The following is an 18,820-nucleotide window of genomic DNA, read 5'->3' as shown; positions in this document are numbered from 1 at the left end:
ATGTCGTCCCCCAATGGACTGCGCGGTCGTCGCACCGCGGTCTTCTCCGACAGCACTCGCTGATAGGGCCCTGGAAACGGGCGATGGCGCCGGCGGCCGGGCGCACCCGGGCTAGAGCAACTTTGCCAGAATTCGGGTCATCCGTGCGTTGGTCTCGAAGTCTCGCACCGCGATCCGCACGTAGTCGGGTCCCAGTCCGGGAAAAGTGTCGCCCCTGCGAACGGCGACACCTTCGTCTCTGAGCCTCCGACGCAGCCCATCGGCTCCCGACGCGTTCACCAGTACGAACGAGGCTCGGGGGTTCGGTGTCACCGTCAGACCCAGCTCTCGGAGGCGGACGGCGAGGTCGTCGCGCAGAGGACCGAGGGCACCGGCCCAGGCGTCGGCCTCGGCGAGGGCTCGTGGAGAACTGCACGCGTCCGCGGCCACCAGTGCCGGGGTGGAGACCGACCACAGCGGTTGGGCTGCGGCCAGGGCCCCGACCGTTTCGGGTGCGGCGAGCAGATAGCCGACGCGCAATCCCGCAAGTCCCCACGTCTTGGTGAGGCTGCGCACGACGACGAGACCGGGGAGGTCGGTCCGCGCGGCGAGGGACTCCGCCTCCCCCGGCACGCAGTCGGCGAACGCCTCGTCGACGACGAGGACGCGCCCGGGGCGGGCCAGCCCGGCCAGGGTCTTTGCGGGGTGCAGGACCGAGGTGGGGTTGGTGGGATTGCCGATCACGACGAGGTCGGCGTCCGTGGGGACCAGGGCCGGATCGAGGGTGAAGCCACCGGTGAGAACGACGTGGTCCACCCGGTGTCCGGCTGCGCGCAGCGCGGCCTCGGGTTCGGTGAACTGCGGGTGCACCACGACGGCGCGGCGTGGGTTCAGGGCCCTGGCCAACAGGACGAACGCCTCGGCGGCACCGGCGGTCAGAAGAACCTCTGCGGGGTCGCGCCGATGACGGCGGGCCACAGCTGCGCGGGCGGGACCGGGGTCGGGGTAGGCGGCGAGGTCGGTGACGGAGGCGGCAAGGCGTTCGGCCAGCCAGCGCGGCGGAGTCGCAACCCGTACATTGACCGCGAAGTCCACCATGCCCGGGGCGACCTCGCGATCACCGTGGTGACGCAGATCGACCATGGTGGAGGTCCCTCCGTGACGACGGCGGTGGCCGCCTCGCTGCCCGTCGCATCCCTGCGGCCCGACGGCTCCGCCCTGTTCGCGCTCACCCCGCACCGACCGTTGACCGAAAGGTCAATCCTGCCCCAACGCCATCTTGAACCCGATGTGGGAGGGGGTGAACCCCAGTCGCTCGTAGAAGGTGTGGGCGTCGGCCCGGGAGGCGTTCGAGGTGAGCTGGACCATCAGGCAGCCGCGCTTCCGCGCCTCGCCCACCGCCCAGGTGACGAGCTGGGAACCGAGCCCTTTGCCCCGTAGTGCGCTGAGCACCCGCACCGCCTCGATCTGGGCGCGGGTCGCTCCCCGGTGCGACAGCCCCGGCAGGAAGGTCAGCTGGAGGGTGCCCACCACATCACCGTCCTGCTCGGCAACAGCGAGGATCTGGTGGGAGTCGGCGTCAATGGCGGCGAACGCCTCTCGGTAGGGCCCCAGCTCCCCGGGGTTCTCCCGGGCCGCGCCCAGTTCGTCGTCGGCCAGAAGGGCGACGATGGCGGGCAGGTCCCGGGGCGCGGCACGGCGGATGTTCAATTCGTTCACGTGTCACAGGATGTCAAAAGACGAGCCGGGACACGCGGGCGGGTCATGAATCCGAGTGGGTCAGATCTGCGCGGACGAGGCCGTAGACGGCGAGGTCGACGCGCCCTTCGTGCAGGGGCATCGCACTGCGTTCGGTGCCCTCGTAGAGAAAGCCCGTCTTCTCGGCGACCCTGCGGGAGGCGGTGTTGGCGGTGGCCGCTTTGATCTCCACCCGCTCGAAAGACTGCTCCAGCAATGCCCAGCGGGCGATCACCGCGACGGCTTCGGTGGCAACGCCCTTGCCGCGGACCCACGGAGCCGTCCAATAGCCAATCTCGGTGGTGCGCGCGCGCCAGAGGGTGCGCACCAGACCGAACGCGCCGGCGAACTCGCCCGTGTCGCGGATCACCACGGCCCACTGCTGACCGTCACCGCTGGCGCGCATATGCGGGGCGATGACCGTGCACCACTCTTCCGCGTCCGAGCGGGTGTAGGGACGCCGGCCTGGTTCGGGCAGCGGAACCCAGCGCTGCGTGACGGGGTCGTTGGCGGCTCGGTAGACGTCATCCACGTCATCGGCGGTGAAGGCCCGCAGGACCAATCGGTCGGTCTCCAGGATGACGCTGGGCCAGATGGGGTCAGGATTCAACGGATGTTCTCTCCGGTCGAAACGGTTGGCTGTGGGCACGACACGGGCCGCTTCCCCGTGGTCGGGCACAGCGCCCATAGTGTGCCAGGTCGAACAGGCGACAACGCCCCTCAGACCCGTCGATCCGGAGGCGCGTAGTAACGGATGGTGGACACCGGGCGAAAACCGCGGCGATGGTAGAAGTTCTTGGGCCGGTCCCCTGCATCGGGGAGAACGAGGACCGGGCGTGCGCCGTTGAGCCCCGCATCCACTGTGGCGTGGCGCAGCAGCTGGTCGGCGATTCCGCCTCCGCGGTGGTCGGGATGGACGAAGAGGTCCTCGACCACCGACAGCACGCCTGCCCCCTGCCAGGAGGAGAAGAAACCACAGGCGACCCCGTCCTTGCAGGCCAGCCAGTAATGGACGTCGGGTGTCTTGGCCCTGCGCACGAGCACCGCCTGCTCGGTGTGTTCGATCGGGCGCGGCAGCCTGCCCCTGGACCGGTCCTCTTCCTCGTGGTCGGCGCGAAACAGCTCGGCCAGACGGGCCCAGTCCTCGGGGCTGTCCACCGAACGGACCTCGGTGTCGGCGTGCCGGGCGGGCGGTGGGGCGGTTCCCACGAGCGCGATCCGGGTGGCGTTGTGGCGCCACCCCTTCAACACGAGCGCCGCCTCGGTGGCGGGTGGGGTACTGGCTCCCACTTGGACCCGGGCCGACGGTGCACCGATCCACTCCCAGGCCCGGCCGAGGACGTCGGCGACCTGAACGGGGTCGTCACCCACCAGACGGGTCACGAAGTTGGCGAAACCCACGTGGCCGGCCGACCGGTTGCGCACGAGGTGCGCGCCGTTGAGGGCGCGCGTCTCTCCACCGAGCGCCCAGAACGCCTCAACGGCCTCGTCGACGGCTCCGGCCAGCAGGTCAGTCATGGCGTTCACCGTAGCGGCACGGATCCGCACGGTCAGGGAATCGGCCGACTCCGGCCGCATCACTGCGCCGAACGGGTGGAACACCACGGCACCACCTGGTTAGATCCTTTTGTCCGCGACCGTACAGGACTCGCACATTGGAGCATCGTCCGTGGAGACCCCCGTCTCAACCCTTCTTTTCACCCCCCTGGTCATCGTCGCCGTCCTCGTGACCGCGATCGCCCTGGTGGCCCTGGTCGTGGTCGTACTCGTCTCCCGCGCAGGCCGGACACGCGACAGCGCCGGACCCGCGCGGCGACGCCCATCGGGAGGGGGCGGAGGGGGCGGAGGGGGCGGGGGCGGAGACGGCGGCGGGGCCTGGGCCTGGGGGTCGTGGGACTCGGGCGGCAGCGGAGGCGACAGCGGTGGCGACAGCGGTGGCGGCGGAGGGGACTGAGCCGCCTCGTACCGTGGCACGGCCCCGGGGAGAACGCACGGCGGTCGATCGCGCAGCCGGAGCTGCGCGCGATGACGGCGAAACAGCTCCCATCGGCCGGAACCGACCGCAAATATCGCCCAACAAACCTTGTTTTTCCGGCAATCGCTACCGTAGTTCACGGTGGAAACGCAGGCTGGGATGGTGGCCTGCACCCCCGAGAAGGAGCGCGCGATGCACGAGGAGATCGTCTACCGTCCCGCCCGGGAACTGGCCCGGATGCTGCGGAAGCGGGAGATCTCCGCGCGCGAGGTCGTCGCGGCCCACCTCGCACGGATCGAGGAGGTGAACCCCCGGATCAACGCGGTGGTCACCGTGTGCGGCGAACGCGCGATGGAGGAGGCGGCGGCGGCGGACGACTTCATGGCGTCCGGGGGGACCCCGGGTCCGCTGCACGGCCTGCCGATCGCGCACAAGGACACCCATGCGACCGCCGGTGTCCGCACCACCTTCGGCTCGCCCTTCTTCGCCGACCACGTTCCCGACCACGACGAGCTGATCGTGGAACGGATGCGCGCAGCGGGCGCGATCACCATCGGCAAGACCAACGTGCCCGAGTTCGCGGCCGGATCGCACACGTTCAACACCCTGTTCGGCACCACGGTGAACCCCTACGACACGAGCCGGTCGGCCGGCGGCAGCAGCGGGGGCGCGGCCGCTGCTCTGGCGTGCGGCATGCACGCCCTGGCCGACGGCTCCGACATGGGCGGCTCGCTCCGCAATCCGGCCTCGTTCAACAATGTGGTGGGACTACGGCCCTCCCCCGGCCGGGTGCCGGCCCACCCGGAACCGCTGGGCTGGTCGACCCTCTCGGTCCAGGGCCCCATGGCCCGTGACGTCGGCGACACCGCCCTGCTGTTGTCGGTACTGGCCGGCCCCGACTCGCGCAGTCCGATCGCGGTCGCCGAGCCCGGAAGCGTCTTCGATCCCTCCGCCGGTCCGTTGGACCGCGAGCTGAGCGGACTGCGCGTGGCGTGGTCACCGGATCTGAACGGGGCGCTGACCTGCGAGCGGGCCGTAGTGGAGACCCTGACCGCGCAGCTGGGCACATTCTCCGACCTCGGCTGCACGGTAGAGCTGGACGCGCCTGACCTCAGCGGCGCCGACGAGGTGTTTCGAACCTTGCGCGCCTGGGTGTTCGAGAGCAACTTCGGTGCGCTGCTGGACGCGGACCGGTCCAAGCTCAAGCCGTCGGTGGTGTGGAACATCGAAGCGGGCCGCAGGCTCACCGGCCCCGACCTCGCCCGTGCCGAACGGTTGCACACCGAACTCTTCCACCGCGTGCGCGTGTTCTTCGAGCGCTACGACGTGCTGCTGTTGCCGGTCAGCCAGGTGGCCCCTTTCGATGCCGCCCAGGAGTACCCCACCGATATCGACGGCCAGGTGCAGCAGACCTACCTGGACTGGATGCGCTCGGCGTACTGGATCTCCGTCACCGGCTGCCCGGCCCTGTCGGTGCCGGCGGGGTTCACGGAATCGGGGCTTCCGGTGGGGGTACAGATCGTCGGCCCGCACCTGGCCGAGCGCCGGGTACTGGAAGTGGGCCGGGCCTTCGAGGCAGCCACACGCTTCGGCGAGCGACGGCCGCCGTTGTCCTGAAGCGGTGGCGGAAGCCGGTGTGGACCTTCGTCAAGAAGGTCCACACCGCCCGGGTCGAGCGAGATCAACCACCCGCGGGAAGGGCGAACTCCGTGGCGAGCAGGCGCAGCGCCTTGTGCCGCAGCAGGGGGTCGGGCATGGGGACCGCCAGGACGACCTCGTCGGCCCGGGCCTGTTCCGCGACCGCCCGCACCCGCGCACCCACTTCGTCGGGGGTTCCGGTGAACAGGCGATCGGCCATGGCCGCGCGAATGGACGCATAGCGTTCCCCCGTACGGAACGCGCGCGCCTCGTCCAGACTGGTGGGGGTGCGTACGTTGGAGCGCAGCTTGGTCATGGTCAGTGCCCAGTAGGCTGCGAAGTCCTCCGACTCCTCGTCGTCATCGGAGGCGAAGGCGACGACCGAGAAACTGCTGTAGGGCGTGGCCGCGCGTTCGGAGGGGCGGAAGGTGTCGCGGTAACGGCGCAGCATGGCGACTGCCGCGTCGGGGTTGATCTGCTGGGCGAAGGAGAAGGGCAGACCGTGCGCCGCCGCATAAGTGGCGCCGTAGTCGCTGGAGCCCAGCATCCAGACCTGCGGCGGTGCCGGGACCGCCGGAGAGGCCACGATGTCGGCGAGCGGGTGGCCCAGCGGGAAGCTGTTGTCCAGGAAGCCGAACAGTTCCTCGGCGAGTGAGTCGAAATCGACCTGGACGACGGCTCGACGCGATCCGCGCAGAGCCATAGCGGTGGCGCCGTCCGTCCCCGGGGCACGCCCGAGGCCGAGGTCGATGCGCCCCGGATAGAGGGCTTCGAGGGTGTGGAACAGTTCGGCGACCTTCAGGGGCGCGTGGTTGGGCAGCATGATGCCGCCCGCCCCCACGCGAAGACGCGAGGTCTCGGCGGCGACCCGCGCGATGATCAACTCGGGCGCACTGCACGCCAGGCCGGCCGAGTTGTGGTGCTCGGAGAACCACAGCCGCTCGTAACCGAGTTGCTCGACGAGAACTGCGGAGCGCACCGCCTCGGTCAACGCTTCGTGGGCGCTGACGCCTGGCGGGCTCAGCACGTAGTCGAGGACAGACGCCTTGAGCATGATGGGGTTGGCTCCTCGTGGCCGGGGTCGTGACAGTGGCCTCAACACGCCCCGGCCGCAGGTGATTCCTTACTCCGCGACCCTGGCGAGCAGCCAGGCGCCGCTCACGGAGTCGTGGCTGAGTTCGTAGTGCCCCGACGCGGCCCCCGCCCCCGCCTGCACGCGCCAGGACGAACGAGCGGTCGGGCCCTGTCCTTTGGCGGAAGCAGCACCCGAACGCGGCGTCACCCAGTGGTCGATGATGCGCTGCACCACGTATACGCGCCCCTCCCAGACGAAACGTGCAGGTCGCCCGCCGTGTTCCCACACCCGCACCGGCACTCCGTAGACACGAGCCACCACCACCGTCCTCACCCGACCCAAGGAGTTTGCGTGCCGTCCGGCTGGTCGGCGACACACTCGAACATTATCGAACGTATGTACTAATCATAGCGAAGGCCACTGACAGCGAGAAGCGATCCGCCCGCGCCCCCGTCCCGAGAACCACTGCACCGGACAACCGGCAGGCGCCTCCTCCCGGCTCGCGGCAAAACACCCGGCCATGGTTAGCTTCTGGGGACGCACCCCCGTAGACCTGCGCCCCTTTCCCGAGCGGCCCCGGGGATGCCCCTCAGAGGTCGATACGCTGTGAGGCGCGAATGACGCGATCCCCAAAGGAACCCATCACTGTGACGCCAAACGGGCACGAGCGCACCCAACCCCTCCGCACGAGTGATCCGACCGAGTTGGGCGGGTACCGCATCGTCGGACGCCTGGGCCAGGGCGGCATGGGAACGGTCTACCTCGCCAAGGACTCCGCGGACCGCAACGTGGCGGTGAAACTGATCCGCCCCGACCTCAGCGACGACGAGGCGTTCCGGCGCCGTTTCTCCCGCGAGGTCCGGTCAGCGCGCAGCGTCGCCCGTTTCTCCACCGCCTCGGTGATCGACGCCCGCCTCGAAGGCGACCCCCTCTTCATCGTCTCCGAGTACGTGGCCGGCCCCACCCTCGCCGAGGCCGTCAAGAGCGAGGGCCCGATGGCAGGAGGCACCCTGGAGGGTCTGGCCATGGGGGTGGCCGCCGCACTCAGCGCGATCCACGGTGCGGGTGTGGTCCACCGCGACCTGAAACCCGCCAACGTGCTGTTGTCCTCGGTCGGGCCCAAGGTCATCGACTTCGGAATCGCACGGGCGATGGACGCCGACGGCTCGGTCACCCGGTCGAGTCAACTGATGGGGACCCCCGCTTACCTGGCCCCCGAGCTCATTTCCGGGGATTCGGTGGCCCCGCCCGCCGACATCTTCTCCTGGGGCTGTCTCGTCGCTTTCGCCGGAACCGGCAGGACGCCCTTCGACGGGCCCACCGTGCCCGCGGTCCTGCACCAGATCATCTCGATGGAGCCGGACCTCACCGGTCTCGACCCCCACCTGCTGGGGCTCGTCCGACAGGCGCTGGACAAAACGCCGGCGAACCGCCCCACCGCGCAGCAGTTGCTGAACATCCTGATCGGCCAGGAGTCCCCCAGCCCCGCGGTGATCGACGAAACCGTGGTGCGTTCCTGGACCCCGCCCTCGACCAACCGATCCGTGATCCCCGACACCGGTCCGCGCCCGGCGGAGCCCACCGGCGCGACTCCACCGGCGCCCGGCGGTCTCCGGCCCGACGGCTCGCCTCCCGCAGAGCCCACCACCGATTTCGCCCAGCAGCGCACCAACGCGCTTCCGGCCCCGGCGGCCCGTCCCCCGCAGCCCCCTTACAGTGGGCCTTCAGGACCGAACCAGCCCGGCTTCGGGTACCCCGGGAGCGGTTATCCACCGCCCGGCCGGCAGGGCGGTCACGGTTACAACGGGCAGCCGCCCTACGGGTACCCGGGGGACACCCGCAACGGGGACTTCGGCGGCCCCACCCCGCCCGGAGGTGGCGTCGTCTCAGGCCGCACCCCCTTCCCGACGAAGTGGGTCGGCGCCGCAGCACTGGCCCTCGTGGTGGCGGGTGCGGCGGTGGCCGGTGGGATCTGGCTGCGGGGCGGCCCCCCGGTTCCCACCGGGACCGAGTTCTACAGTCACGACTTCGCCGTCCAGGACAACGCCTGGCCCGACCGCGAGTTCGACCCGGGGAGCAACAGCAGCTGGGTGGGCTACCAGGACGACACGTTCGTCGTGTCCGCGGACGGTGACCGCCAGGTCTCCAGCGGCGCCTACCCCGAGATCCTGGGCGTCCCCTCCCGGGTCCTGGTCAGCGCCACGGCGGTCGTCCAGAGCGGACCGGCCTACGGCGCCTTCGGCCTGTCCTGCTTCAAGTACGAGAACGACGACGACTCCACCTACTACCGGGCCTACGTACGGGTGGACGGAGCAGAGGCGGAGATCCGGCGCGAGGCCGGCGAAGGCGGATCACGGAGCCTGAACAGGGTCGGCGGAGACCCTGTCCCCGGTTTCGCTCCCGCGGAGAACGGTTCCGGGGATCGGGGCGCGGACTCCCCCCGTAACAAACTGGACTTCTCCTGCGAGCTGGACGAGACCGCCGCGACGATGACCCTCAACCTGTGGGTCAACGGCGAGCACGTGCTGGAGGCGGTGGACGAACAGCCACTGCCCTCGACCGGTGAAGGCCCCTCCCCCGGACTCGCCGTGGCCGGTGGGCAGGGCGGCCGACTCACCCAGGTCGCCTTCGACGACTTCGCGCTCTACCAGTTGGGCGCCGTCGACGGGAACAACCCGATCGCGACACCTTCGTCGAACTAGCCGCCACCACACCATTGCACCCATCATGGGGTGGGCCCCGGCACGGCCGCGACCGGGCCCGGGGCCACCCCACGATGGGTGTCCAGACGAACAGCAGGGAGTTGACGGGTATGCGCGCGATTGTCATTGGGGAGACCGGCGGTCCTGAGGTACTGCGCCCGGCCGAGGCGCCCGACCCCGTCGCAGGACCGGGACAGGTCGTGGTGGACATCGAGGCCCGCGGGGTCAACTTCATCGAGATCTACCAGCGCTCCGGCGCCTACCCGATGTCCGTCCCCTTCACCCCCGGCAGTGAGGGCGCGGGCCGGGTGAGCGCGGTCGGCGAGGGCGTCACCGAGTTCGCGGTGGGCGACCGGGTCGGCTCGGTGGCGGTGGCGGGCTCCTACGCGGAACGCGCGGTGGTCCCGGTCGACGCCCTCGTGCCGCTGCCCGACAGCGTCAGCACCGAGCAGGCGGCCGCCGTACTGCTCCAGGGGTTGACGGCCCACTACCTGACCCACTCCACGTATTCGATCCAACCGGGCGACACCGTACTGGTCCACGCCGCCGCGGGCGGAACCGGACTCCTCATCACCCAGTTGGCCAAGTTGCGCGGCGCCAGGGTGATCGGCACGGTCTCCACCGAGGCCAAGGAGAAGCAGGCCCGGGACGCCGGGGCAGACGAGATCATCCGCTACTCCGAGTCCGACATCGCCGAGGAGGTCGCGCGGTTGACCGACGGCGCCGGTGTGGCAGCGGTCTACGACGGTGTGGGGGCCGACACCTTCGACGCGAGCCTGGCCAGTCTGCGCCCGCGCGGTGTGCTCGTCCTGTTCGGGCAGGCCAGCGGACCGGTGCCCCCGGTGGACCCGCAGCGCCTCAACAGCGCCGGATCGGTCTACCTGACCAGGCCCACCCTGGTGCACTACACGGCCGAACGCGCAGAACTGCTCGAACGTGCAACCGATGTGCTCGGCCTGGTGGGGATCGGCAGTCTCAACGTGCACGTGGGCGGCCACTATCCGTTGGACGAGGCGGCCAAGGCGCACACCGACCTTGCCGCGCGCGCGACCACCGGCAAACTTCTCCTGGTCTGATCCCGATCCGGCTCGGCTGCCGACGGCACGAGCACCCGCCCGGTCGAGGGCCCCACGGCATCGCAGCCGTGTCGGCGGACGGCCCCGGTGCCGCGTTTTCGAATCGAGGAACGCGGCACCGGGGCCGTCCCGGCGGATCTAGGTGATGCGCTTACCCGACAGGGTGGTGGGGTTGGACGCCGCGTCTGCCTCCGCCTTGGCCTCGGCCACTGCGGCCTCCGCGTTCTCGGCCGCCTCGGTGGCCGCTTGCAGGGCCGTGGAATCGGCCGGGTCGCCCGAGGTGAGCTGTTGCGGCCCTTCCGCCTCCCGGGTGTCCTCGTCGTCGCCCGGCGTGTGCCGCGTCTGCGCCGAGGCATCACCGGCGTCGGGCCCGAACGCCTTGCTGACGTTTTGGATGGCCTGGGTGAGCTCGCCCGGAATGACCCAGAAGGTGTTGCCCTCTCCCTGGGCCAGGCTGGGCAACGTCTCCAGGTACTTGTAGGCCAGCAGCTTGGAGTCGGCGTTGTTGGCGTGCACCGCCTGGAAGACCCGCTCGATGGCCTTGGCCTCACCGTCGGCGCGCAGAATGGCGGACTGCTGCGCTCCCTGTGCCTCCAGGATGGCCTGTTGACGCGCGCCTTCGGCGGTCAGGATGCGCGACTGGCGCTCACCCTCGGCGTGCAGGATCGTGGCGCGCTTGTCGCGCTCGGCACGCATCTGCTTCTCCATGGCCTCCTTGATGGAGGGCGGAGGATCGATGGCCTTTATCTCGACCCGGTTCACCCGGATCCCCCATTTGCCGGTGGCCTCGTCCAGGACCCCGCGCAGCCGGGAGTTGATCTCTTCGCGCGAGGTCAGCGTGCGTTCCAGGTCCATCCCGCCGATGACGTTGCGCAGGGTGGTCACGGTGAGCTGATCGATGGCCTGAAGGTAGTTGGCCACTTCATAAGCCGCGGACTTGGGCACGGTGATCTGGTAGTAGAGGACGGTGTCGATGTTGACGACCAGGTTGTCCTCGGTGATGACCGGCTGGGGCCGCGAGGTGAACACCTGCTCGCGCAGGTCGAACTTGGTGTTGACCCGGTCCACGCCCGGGATGATGAAGTTGAGTCCGGGCTGCAGGGTTCGCATGTAGCGACCGAAACGCTCGATGTTGTAGGCACGGGCCTGCGGCACGATTCGCACCGTGGAGACCACCACGATGACCGCGATGAACGCCAATGCGATGAACAGGATCTCCATTGCGTACGCCGCTCCTTTCCAGATCGGTGGCTCTGGCGAGCCCTAGATCGCGATGCCAGGGGTCAGGGCAGCATCTCCCGCGGATAGACGACCGCGGTGGCGCCTTCGATCTCCATGACATCTACCTGGGCGCCCGCGGGAATCGTCAGCGTGTCGTCCAGCGCGCGGGCCGACCACTCCTCTCCGGAGAGTTTGATCCGGCCCCGGTCGGCGGCGATCTCCTGGATGACGACAGCGGAGCGACCGACCAGGGCGTCGGTCCCCGAGCGGAGCAGGGGCGGCTGTCCCAGTTGCCGACGGGCGATGGGGCGGACGACGAGGAGGCCGGCCGAGGCGGTGGCGACGAAAGCGACGACTTGGAACGCCACTCCCAGACCGAGTGCCCCGACGACTCCGGCGACGATGGCTGCTGCGGCCAGTAGGCCGAGGGACAGAGTGAGGGTGAATACTTCCGCGACGCCCAGCGCCGCGCCCGCGATCAGCCAGAGAACCCACACCGGCATGGAATCGCCCTCCCGTCATGTGGCGGGTATGCCGTAGAACTACCCCCGATGAGCCCGGGATCACACCTGCGAGGAATCTGTCTGTACCCGGATCGGGTGCTGGGTGCCGGAATGTTCCGGCACCCATTACAACGGCTGCACAGGCGGTTCAGTTCCGTCTCGCCCCGAACTGGTGGACGAGCTGATAGGTGGGACGGTTCTGCCAGGCCACCCTGTTCAGGTTGATGCCACCGAGCCTGGAGTGCACGATCGAGTCCGCGCAGACCTGGTCGCCGGCAGCGCACTCGGCGTCACCGGGATAGACCTGATTGGCGGGTACGGCAGCGGCAGCGGTCAGGGAGTCCACCAGAACCGTGCGGCACGCGGCGAGTTCGCCGCCACCGCAGTAGGCGTCTCCCAACGGCCCCTGGACGTCCTGACCGAGGACGGCCCGCAGGTCCTTGTCCACGTAGGACCAGAAGCCGTACTGGAAACTGGATCCCTTGTGGGCCTGGCCCTGGTTGATCCCGCCTGTCCCCCCGCCCCCGGTGAATCCGGACGGGGACTCGTCGATCTGGGCGACCGAGGTCATCCGGGTGTAGAGGTCGTCGCCCATCCCCGGCCGGAACTGGGCCTCCACCAGTCGCGGCCACCAAGCGTCCATGACGCGGATCGCCCGGGAGTGCGCGTAGGTCCCCGCTCCCTTGGTGGGTTCGCGCCGGTTGGCCCCCGACTCCATCCACACCCGGAGTTCGGCGATGGTGGCGGCGAGAGCGGGGTCGGTGACGGGTTCACTCTCGAGGACCGCCAGGAGTTCGGGGAGTACCTGTTCACCGCGCAGATCGACGTTCGCCGCGTCCTCCATGGCCTGGACGACCTGCGCGGCCGTGACGGGGTTCCCGGAGCCCACGAGCGCACCGATGCGGTCGTCCAGCAGGTCGGCGCGGTGCACCGAACCGGTGGCGTACCCGGAGGTGTACCCGGGGGCGGGCTTGTTGTTCCAGTTGACGTAGTAGTCGTCGTTGAGTGCGTTGGGATGCTGGGACAGCGGTGTGTAGTCGGCGGAGTTGTCGGCGGGGTTCCAGCCCGCCCAGCCTGCCGCCGAGTCGACGGCGATGGGCAGATTGGGATCGGTTCCGGGCAGACGCACCGGGTTGAGCCCGGAATTGACGAAAGCGATGTCGTCGGCGTCGTTGTAGTGCCAGTTGAAGGCGTAGCCGATGTCGGTCGAGGCTTCCTGGAAGGCGGTCGCCGAGGTGATGAGTTCGGGATCGTTGAACTTCTGGAACCCGATGATGGATCCCACCTCGTGTTGGTAGGTGGACCGGCGCAGGACGAACGCGTGCGGGACTCCCCCGACGGTCCCGAAGGAGTCGACGAGCCCGTACGCGGAGCGCAGTGACGTCAGGCGGTAGGAGCCGGCGGGGGTCTGGTCGGCAACGGTGGGCGACCAGCTGTTGGTGACACTGAGCTCTTCGAAGGCCACGCAGTCGGCGCCGTCGCGGTAGTGGCGCGTGTCCAGGTCGGCCTGCCCGCCGCCCGGCTCGCACAGTTCGAGGGCGAAGGTGTCGGTGATGTCCTGGTTGGCGGAGGTGGGGCTCCAGGCGTAGTCGGCGCCACGGCCGATCTGTACGTAGAAGCTGACTCCGGGGAAGGACGCGCCGCGGGCACTGATCCCGGGGCCCTGCAACTCCTGGACCATGAGCAGTTGGGGCGAGTAGTAGCCGGTCTGGGGGCCCGAGACCGAGACGGGGTTGTTGTCCCGGGTGTGCTCCCCGCCGACGACGACGGCGTTGGACATGCTGGGTTCGCCCTCGAACAGGTCGGCGGGCAGCACCCCATTGTTGAAGATGCCCTCGGCCGAGCTCAGGTCCCCGTCCTCGATCAGTTGGTCGAGCTTCTTCCTGGACTGCTCGGGGAGGTCGGCAAGGGTTGCGGAACCGTTCTGCCCCTCCTCCGGTGCGGCAGCGGCGAGTGGGGCGGCGGTGGCGCCGGCGGCAGCCGATCCGGTGGCGTCGTGGACGAGGTCGTAGTCCACGACCGACCCGGGGTCGGGAAGGACCTGGCCGACTGCGTCGTCGGGGGTCTGGGCGTAGTCGAAGGTGCCCGAGACGGTGGTGACCGCCTCGGGGTCGTTCTCCGTCCGCCAGGTCCGCCAGACCCGTTCGCCTTCCTCCGGACCATACTGGTCCTGGAAGGCGGACTTGAGCAGCGCGGACTGGACCTCGCCGCCGCCTCCGCCGCCGAAGAGCAGGCCGACCATCGCGGCGATCCCGACGACGTCGGTACGGGTGAAGTGGTGGATGGTCCCGGCCTGCGTGATGGAGTCCTTGTGTCCGGCGAGCACGTACTCGCCGGGATAGTTCCAGACCAGGGGCTGCTGGGAGCGGGTGATGTAGGAGTTGATGCCGGCGAGATAGGCGTCCACGTCCGCGAGCGCCTGCTGTCCCCGCGGCCCGGATGCGGCCACCCGGTCGATCTGCGCCTGTTTGTCGGCCTCGGTGTAGGGGGCGCCGGCCCACAGGCTCTGTTCCAGCTCGCGGTTGCTCTGCGCTCCGCCGGCGAACGCGGTCAGCTTGCCCTTGCCGAGGTTGCGGAGCAGGTCCATGAGGAACAGCCGGTTCTCGGCTGCGGCGTAGCCGGCACCGAACATGGTGCCGCCCCTGGTGGTGCCGTAGATGTGCGGGATTCCGTGGTGCTTGTCGCGGACGATGGTGACGTCGGAGCGGGGCCGGTAGGTGCGCCCCACGTCGGCGGGGTCCACTCCGAAGGAGGCGTCGAGGTAGTAGTCGCCGAGCGCGCCGTCGGTGAGACCGTCGTAGTCGTGCAGGAGGTCGTCGTACGCCTCCAGCTGGGTGTCGGAGAACGCCGGTCGGGTGCCGAACACCTGGTTGCCGAGGATCTCGACGAGGGTGGCGTTGCCGTTCTGGCCGGGGGCGAGGATGTCGCGGCACCCGTCGCCGCAGTAGTCCTCGACGGCCGCCATCAGTTCGGAGGGGCTGGGCTGCCGGGGCTGGGCCGCGGCGGGGGGCGCCGTCGCCAAGCCGGTCACCAGACACGCGAGCGCCACACTTGCCGCGGCGGCCGCACGTCCACGAGCGTGCTGGATCATATCCGCACTCTCCGTTCACGCGGGGTTGGCGGCAGGTTACGTAGCCATGGACGATTTGCGAAAGAGTTTCATGTTTTTCTTCGCCGCCGCCCCCGCCTCCTCCGACACGGCACCTTCCGAGCGAGGCGTGCACCTCGCACCCCTCGGCCGCACGACCAGGAGTGACACGACAAGAACCCTCCGCAATCGCGCAATCGGGGGAAAAGCAACGACACTGGCCACTTCCGGCCACTGCCAGTGATGTGGACCACAAGAACGACGGCAGAGGTGCCCTCTGTGCACCAGAAGCGCCCACGCAGATCACGGTTGTCCCGTCCGCGGCGCCCGTAGGGCGGGAACGGGTCGGCCGCCGACCCGGGATCGCCTACCGCGGCCAGCCGGATTTGCGAGAATCGCCACCATGACCCACTACCCCGACCCGCACCACGGTGCGGGCGACCCCAACGTCTGGAACACCGGCGGCCACCCCAACCCTCAGGTCCCGCCGCCGATGGACGCCAACCCCAACGCGCACCTGTCCCCCTACTCCGCGCAGACAGGCGGCTACCAGGCGCCCCCGGGGTACTCGCCCCAGATGCAGCCGGCCTACCCCGAGCAGCCGCTCGCGGTACTGGGCGACATCACCGTGACGCAGTCCACGGTCATGACGCCGGCCGGAGTGTTCCCGATCAAGGGCAGCATGTGGACGCTCAACGACATGACGTTCGTCCGCCGCGACATGCCCGGCTGGGCGATCGCCGTCGCACTCGTCGGCTTCTTCTTCGTCTGCGTCTTCAGTCTCTTCTTCCTGATGGTGAAGGAGACCACCGTGAGCGGCAGCATCCAGGTCAGCGTCCGCCAGGGCGACAACTTCCACACCACCCAGATCCCGGTGCACTCGGTCGGGCAGGCACGCCAGATCCACGACCAATTCCAGTACGCGCGCACCCTGGCGTTCTGAGGTCTTTCCTCGGCCGTGATACCGCCTGGCCGCAGGGTTTGCGTTGGGCCGGCGGTACCACGACCCATTGGCCTGGCCTTGGCAAACGCATAACAGAACCATCACTTTGCCCTGCTTGGGGGAGTACTTCGGTTTCAGCTGGTCAAAACGGGGCTCATGACCGAAATCGCAGCTAGCCCCCTCACCCGACTCCGGCGGGCGGGTTCGCCGTGACCCTATGGGAGTACATCGCGAGCCGCTCGGACATGCTCGCGTTCCAGACCCTGCAGCACGCCAGCATGATCGCGCAGTGCGTACTCATCGCCACCCTGATCGGGGTGGCCCTGGGCATCGCCGTCTACCGCAACGAGCGCGCGACAGCCCTGGCCACCGGCACGACGAGCCTCATCTTCACCATTCCGTCGCTCGCCCTTCTGGGCCTGCTCGTCGTCCCGCTCGGTCTGGGGGTATGGCCCAGCGTCACGGCGATCACGCTGTACGCGCTGCTGCCGATCCTGCGCAACACCATCGTGGGGCTGACCGGCGTGGATTCCAGCCTCGTGGACGCGGCTCGTGGCATCGGCATGAGCAGAACACGGGTCCTTACCCGTGTCCAGCTGCCATTGGCCTGGCCGGTCATCCTGTCGGGCGTGCGAACCGCCACCCAACTGGCCATGGGCATCGGCGCAATCGCCGCGTTCGTGTCCGGCCCCGGCCTGGGCGACCAGATCTTCTCCGGCCTTGCCCGGGTGGGCGCCGCCAACGCGCTCAACGCCACGCTCGTCGGCGTGATCGGCATCGTCGTCCTGGCGCTGATCTTCGACGCCGTGCTGGTCCTGGTCGGCAAACTCACCACTTCACGAGGGATCCGTATCCATGCCTGAGAGCACCGAAACCCCGCAGTCCCTGGCCGAGCTCGCCGCGGATGGCGAGCGGACCGGCGGCGTGCCGATCGAGCTCATCGACGTGGTCAAACGCTTCAGCGGCACCAAGGGCGCCGCGGTCGACGACCTGACCATGACCATCCCGGCGGGGGAGATCGTCGTCCTGCTCGGCCCCTCGGGCTGCGGCAAGACCACCACCATGCGGATGATCAACCGACTGATCGAACCGACGTCGGGACGCATCCTGATCGGCGGACTGGACGCACGCGCCCAGAAGCCCGACGAATTGCGCCGCCACATCGGCTACGTCATCCAGCAGGCCGGGCTGTTCCCGCACCTGACCGTGGGCAGCAACATCGCGCAGGTCCCACAGATGCTGGGCTGGGAGAAGGACCGCATCAGCGCCCGGGTGGACGAACTGCTGGAGCTGGTGGGACTGGCCCCCGACGAGTTTCGCGACCGCTACCCGCGTCAGCTCTCCGGCGGCCAGCAGCAGCGCGTGGGCGTGGCCAGGGCGCTGGCGGCCGACCCGCCGGTGATGCTCATGGACGAGCCGTTCGGTGCGCTCGACCCCATCACCCGGGAAAACCTCCAGGACGAGCTCCTGCGCCTCCAGGACGAGCTGTCCAAGACCATCGTGTTCGTCACCCACGACGTCGACGAGGCGCTCAAGTTGGGCGACCGCATCGCCATTCTGGGGACCGGCTCCAAGATCGTGCAGTACGCCACCGCCGAGGAGATCCTCACCAACCCCGCCGACTCCTACGTCGAACAGTTCATCGGCGGCGAGTCGGCGATGAAACTGCTGAAGCTCACCCGCGTCTCCGACGTCGCGTTGGAGCAGGCGGTGCGGGCCACCGAGGCCGACTCCGCCGCGGACGTGCGCCGCAAACTGGAGGAGGCCGAGAGCGACTGGGTCATCGTGCTGGACGCCCAGGACCGGCCGCTGCGCTGGGAGAGCCTGGCCGACCTGGAGGGCGCGACCGGCACCATCGGCGACCTGACCGCGGGGGAGGACGACCTGTTCGACACCGTGATCAGTGGCCGCGCCACGCTCCAGGAAGCCGTCGAGGCGCTGCTCAACGCCGAGGCCGAGGTCGTACCGGTGGTCGGCAGGCGGCGCCGTTACGTCGGCGCCGTGACGCTGTCCACGGTGCAGCAGGCGATCGCCGAGATCAAGGAGCGCGAGCGCCGGCAGCGCAAGCAGCGCGCCGCCGAGGCACAGCCGGGGGTGGCGGTGTGAGCACGACGGTCACGGCCCCCCGGGGACAGGAGAAACAACAGCAGGAAGCCCCGATCGGCTCCCGCTGGCGCGTGCTGCTGACCCCTCTCGCCGTCCTACTGGTCGGTGCGGCCACCATCGGCTACACCCGGTTCGCCGAGCTCGACTCCACCGAGGCCCGCTCCCTCTCTCTCGGCTTCCTCGCGGACAAGCTGTGGGAACACATCGGGCTCACCACGATCTCCACGGTGCTGGTGCTGGCCATCGCGCTGCCGTTGGGGGTCCTGGTCAGCCGGCGCTGGATGCGGTGGTCCACACCCGCGGTGCTGGGCATCGCCAACGTCGGCCAGGCCACTCCTCCGGTGGGCGCGATCGTGCTGCTGGCGGCCACCGTCGGTATCGGCTTCTGGCCGGCCATCATCGCGCTGGTCGTCTACAGCGTGCTGCCCGCGCTGCGCAACACGATGGTCGGCCTGCAACAGGTGGACGCCGCCCTCATCGACGCAGCCCGGGGCATCGGCATGCCGGCCTGGCGGGTACTTGCCAAGATCGAACTGCCTCTGGCAGTGCCGGTGATCCTCGCCGGCATCCGCACGACCCTGGTACTGAACGTCGGTGTAGCGGCGTTGGCCGGATTCATCGGCGCCGGCGGACTCGGCGAGATCGTGGTCGCCGGTGTCAACACGAGCCGGCCGGTCACCCTCCTGGTCGGCTCGATCCTGATCGCCCTGCTGGCCCTGCTCGTCGACTGGATCGCGGGCCTGGTCACCAAGGCGCTGCAACCGAAGGGACTGTGAA

At 69.3% G+C, this 18,820-nt stretch carries 17 protein-coding genes; 8 read left to right on the top strand and 9 right to left on the bottom strand.

Annotated features, from left to right (window positions below):
- Nucleotides 1-111: 111 nt before the first annotated feature.
- The 4 genes from cobC to QSJ59_RS11115 all read right to left on the bottom strand — a co-directional run bounded on the left by cobC (nt 112) and on the right by QSJ59_RS11115 (nt 3,234).
- Nucleotides 112-1,122, bottom strand: a complete 1,011-nt coding sequence (gene cobC, locus QSJ59_RS11130; protein ID WP_285759218.1) for an Rv2231c family histidinol phosphate aminotransferase CobC — start codon at nt 1,120-1,122, stop codon at nt 112-114.
- A 114-nt stretch (nt 1,123-1,236) separates the two neighbouring features.
- Complete coding sequence (locus QSJ59_RS11125) at nt 1,237-1,698, bottom strand: GNAT family N-acetyltransferase (RefSeq protein WP_285759217.1); 462 nt, start codon at nt 1,696-1,698, stop codon at nt 1,237-1,239.
- Nucleotides 1,699-1,741: 43 nt separating this feature from the next.
- On the bottom strand, nt 1,742-2,326 hold the full coding sequence (locus QSJ59_RS11120) for a GNAT family N-acetyltransferase (RefSeq protein WP_285759216.1): 585 nt from the start codon (nt 2,324-2,326) through the stop codon (nt 1,742-1,744).
- A 110-nt stretch (nt 2,327-2,436) separates the two neighbouring features.
- Nucleotides 2,437-3,234, bottom strand: a complete 798-nt coding sequence (locus QSJ59_RS11115; RefSeq protein ID WP_285759214.1) for a GNAT family N-acetyltransferase — start codon at nt 3,232-3,234, stop codon at nt 2,437-2,439.
- Nucleotides 3,235-3,385: 151 nt separating this feature from the next.
- On the opposite strand from QSJ59_RS11115, the gene QSJ59_RS11110 reads away from it, so the two are divergent.
- Nucleotides 3,386-3,670: a hypothetical protein gene (locus QSJ59_RS11110; RefSeq protein ID WP_285759212.1), complete on the top strand. Its 285-nt coding sequence runs from the start codon at nt 3,386-3,388 to the stop codon at nt 3,668-3,670.
- Nucleotides 3,671-3,832: 162 nt separating this feature from the next.
- Complete coding sequence (locus QSJ59_RS11105; RefSeq protein ID WP_432707466.1) at nt 3,833-5,308, top strand: amidase; 1,476 nt, start codon at nt 3,833-3,835, stop codon at nt 5,306-5,308.
- 64 nt (nt 5,309-5,372) lie between these two features.
- On the opposite strand, the gene QSJ59_RS11100 is transcribed toward QSJ59_RS11105, so the two are convergent.
- Both QSJ59_RS11100 and QSJ59_RS11095 read right to left on the bottom strand, forming a co-directional pair.
- Nucleotides 5,373-6,383: an LLM class flavin-dependent oxidoreductase gene (locus QSJ59_RS11100; protein WP_285759211.1), complete on the bottom strand. Its 1,011-nt coding sequence runs from the start codon at nt 6,381-6,383 to the stop codon at nt 5,373-5,375.
- Between the two features lie 69 nt (nt 6,384-6,452).
- The gene (locus QSJ59_RS11095; protein WP_349497201.1) at nt 6,453-6,722 is read right to left on the bottom strand and encodes a DUF6504 family protein; all 270 of its coding nucleotides are present in this window, start codon (nt 6,720-6,722) and stop codon (nt 6,453-6,455) included.
- Between the two features lie 329 nt (nt 6,723-7,051).
- Here QSJ59_RS11095 and QSJ59_RS11090 point away from each other — a divergent pair, with 329 nt between their 5' ends.
- Both QSJ59_RS11090 and QSJ59_RS11085 read left to right on the top strand, forming a co-directional pair.
- Nucleotides 7,052-9,106 carry a serine/threonine-protein kinase gene (locus tag QSJ59_RS11090; RefSeq protein ID WP_285759209.1) on the top strand — a complete coding sequence of 685 codons (2,055 nt, stop codon included), beginning with the start codon at nt 7,052-7,054 and terminating at the stop codon, nt 9,104-9,106.
- Nucleotides 9,107-9,216: 110 nt separating this feature from the next.
- The gene (locus QSJ59_RS11085) at nt 9,217-10,182 is read left to right on the top strand and encodes a quinone oxidoreductase family protein (RefSeq protein WP_285759208.1); all 966 of its coding nucleotides are present in this window, start codon (nt 9,217-9,219) and stop codon (nt 10,180-10,182) included.
- Nucleotides 10,183-10,320: 138 nt separating this feature from the next.
- Here the strand turns inward: QSJ59_RS11085 and QSJ59_RS11080 are convergent, their stop codons facing one another.
- The 3 genes from QSJ59_RS11080 to QSJ59_RS11070 form a co-directional block, all read right to left on the bottom strand.
- Complete coding sequence (locus QSJ59_RS11080) at nt 10,321-11,403, bottom strand: SPFH domain-containing protein (RefSeq protein WP_285759207.1); 1,083 nt, start codon at nt 11,401-11,403, stop codon at nt 10,321-10,323.
- A 62-nt stretch (nt 11,404-11,465) separates the two neighbouring features.
- Entirely contained in the window at nt 11,466-11,906 is a 441-nt protein-coding gene (locus tag QSJ59_RS11075; protein ID WP_285759206.1) for an NfeD family protein, read from the bottom strand.
- A 148-nt stretch (nt 11,907-12,054) separates the two neighbouring features.
- A complete protein-coding gene (locus QSJ59_RS11070) occupies nt 12,055-14,997 on the bottom strand; it encodes a penicillin acylase family protein (protein WP_285759205.1) in 2,943 nt (980 codons plus the stop codon).
- A gap of 400 nt (nt 14,998-15,397) precedes the next feature.
- On the opposite strand from QSJ59_RS11070, the gene QSJ59_RS11065 reads away from it, so the two are divergent.
- The 4 genes from QSJ59_RS11065 to QSJ59_RS11050 all read left to right on the top strand — a co-directional run bounded on the left by QSJ59_RS11065 (nt 15,398) and on the right by QSJ59_RS11050 (nt 18,819).
- Nucleotides 15,398-15,937, top strand: a complete 540-nt coding sequence (locus tag QSJ59_RS11065) for a hypothetical protein (RefSeq protein ID WP_285759204.1) — start codon at nt 15,398-15,400, stop codon at nt 15,935-15,937.
- 245 nt (nt 15,938-16,182) lie between these two features.
- Nucleotides 16,183-16,800 carry an ABC transporter permease gene (locus tag QSJ59_RS11060; RefSeq protein ID WP_285759202.1) on the top strand — a complete coding sequence of 206 codons (618 nt, stop codon included), beginning with the start codon at nt 16,183-16,185 and terminating at the stop codon, nt 16,798-16,800.
- Nucleotides 16,793-18,043, top strand: coding sequence for an ABC transporter ATP-binding protein (locus QSJ59_RS11055; RefSeq protein WP_285759201.1), 1,251 nt, complete (start codon nt 16,793-16,795; stop codon nt 18,041-18,043). The genes QSJ59_RS11060 and QSJ59_RS11055 overlap by 8 nt, the downstream gene beginning before the upstream one ends.
- Nucleotides 18,040-18,819, top strand: coding sequence for an ABC transporter permease (locus tag QSJ59_RS11050; RefSeq protein WP_285759199.1), 780 nt, complete (start codon nt 18,040-18,042; stop codon nt 18,817-18,819). The genes QSJ59_RS11055 and QSJ59_RS11050 overlap by 4 nt, the downstream gene beginning before the upstream one ends.
- Nucleotide 18,820: the final 1 nt, after the last annotated feature.

The sequence above is a fragment of the Nocardiopsis ansamitocini genome (assembly GCF_030268225.1).
GTDB lineage: Bacteria > Actinomycetota > Actinomycetes > Streptosporangiales > Streptosporangiaceae > Nocardiopsis_D > Nocardiopsis_D ansamitocini.
The sequence above is the reverse complement of the archived record's forward strand: the minus strand, read 5'-3'. Positions and strand labels throughout refer to the sequence as shown.

Bases quoted from the DNA above. Each gene is read 5' to 3' on its own strand.
- cobC (WP_285759218.1), bottom strand. From the start codon at position 1,122: ATGGTCGATCTGCGTCACCACGGTGATCGCGAGGTCGCCCCGGGCATG.
- QSJ59_RS11115 (WP_285759214.1), bottom strand. From the start codon at position 3,234: ATGACTGACCTGCTGGCCGGAGCCGTCGACGAGGCCGTTGAGGCGTTC.
- QSJ59_RS11100 (WP_285759211.1), bottom strand. From the start codon at position 6,383: ATGCTCAAGGCGTCTGTCCTCGACTACGTGCTGAGCCCGCCAGGCGTC.
- QSJ59_RS11085 (WP_285759208.1), top strand. From the start codon at position 9,217: ATGCGCGCGATTGTCATTGGGGAGACCGGCGGTCCTGAGGTACTGCGC.
- QSJ59_RS11080 (WP_285759207.1), bottom strand. From the start codon at position 11,403: ATGGAGATCCTGTTCATCGCATTGGCGTTCATCGCGGTCATCGTGGTG.
- QSJ59_RS11075 (WP_285759206.1), bottom strand. From the start codon at position 11,906: ATGCCGGTGTGGGTTCTCTGGCTGATCGCGGGCGCGGCGCTGGGCGTC.
- QSJ59_RS11070 (WP_285759205.1), bottom strand. From the start codon at position 14,997: ATGATCCAGCACGCTCGTGGACGTGCGGCCGCCGCGGCAAGTGTGGCG.
- QSJ59_RS11065 (WP_285759204.1), top strand. From the start codon at position 15,398: ATGACCCACTACCCCGACCCGCACCACGGTGCGGGCGACCCCAACGTC.
- QSJ59_RS11060 (WP_285759202.1), top strand. From the start codon at position 16,183: ATGCTCGCGTTCCAGACCCTGCAGCACGCCAGCATGATCGCGCAGTGC.
- QSJ59_RS11055 (WP_285759201.1), top strand. From the start codon at position 16,793: ATGCCTGAGAGCACCGAAACCCCGCAGTCCCTGGCCGAGCTCGCCGCG.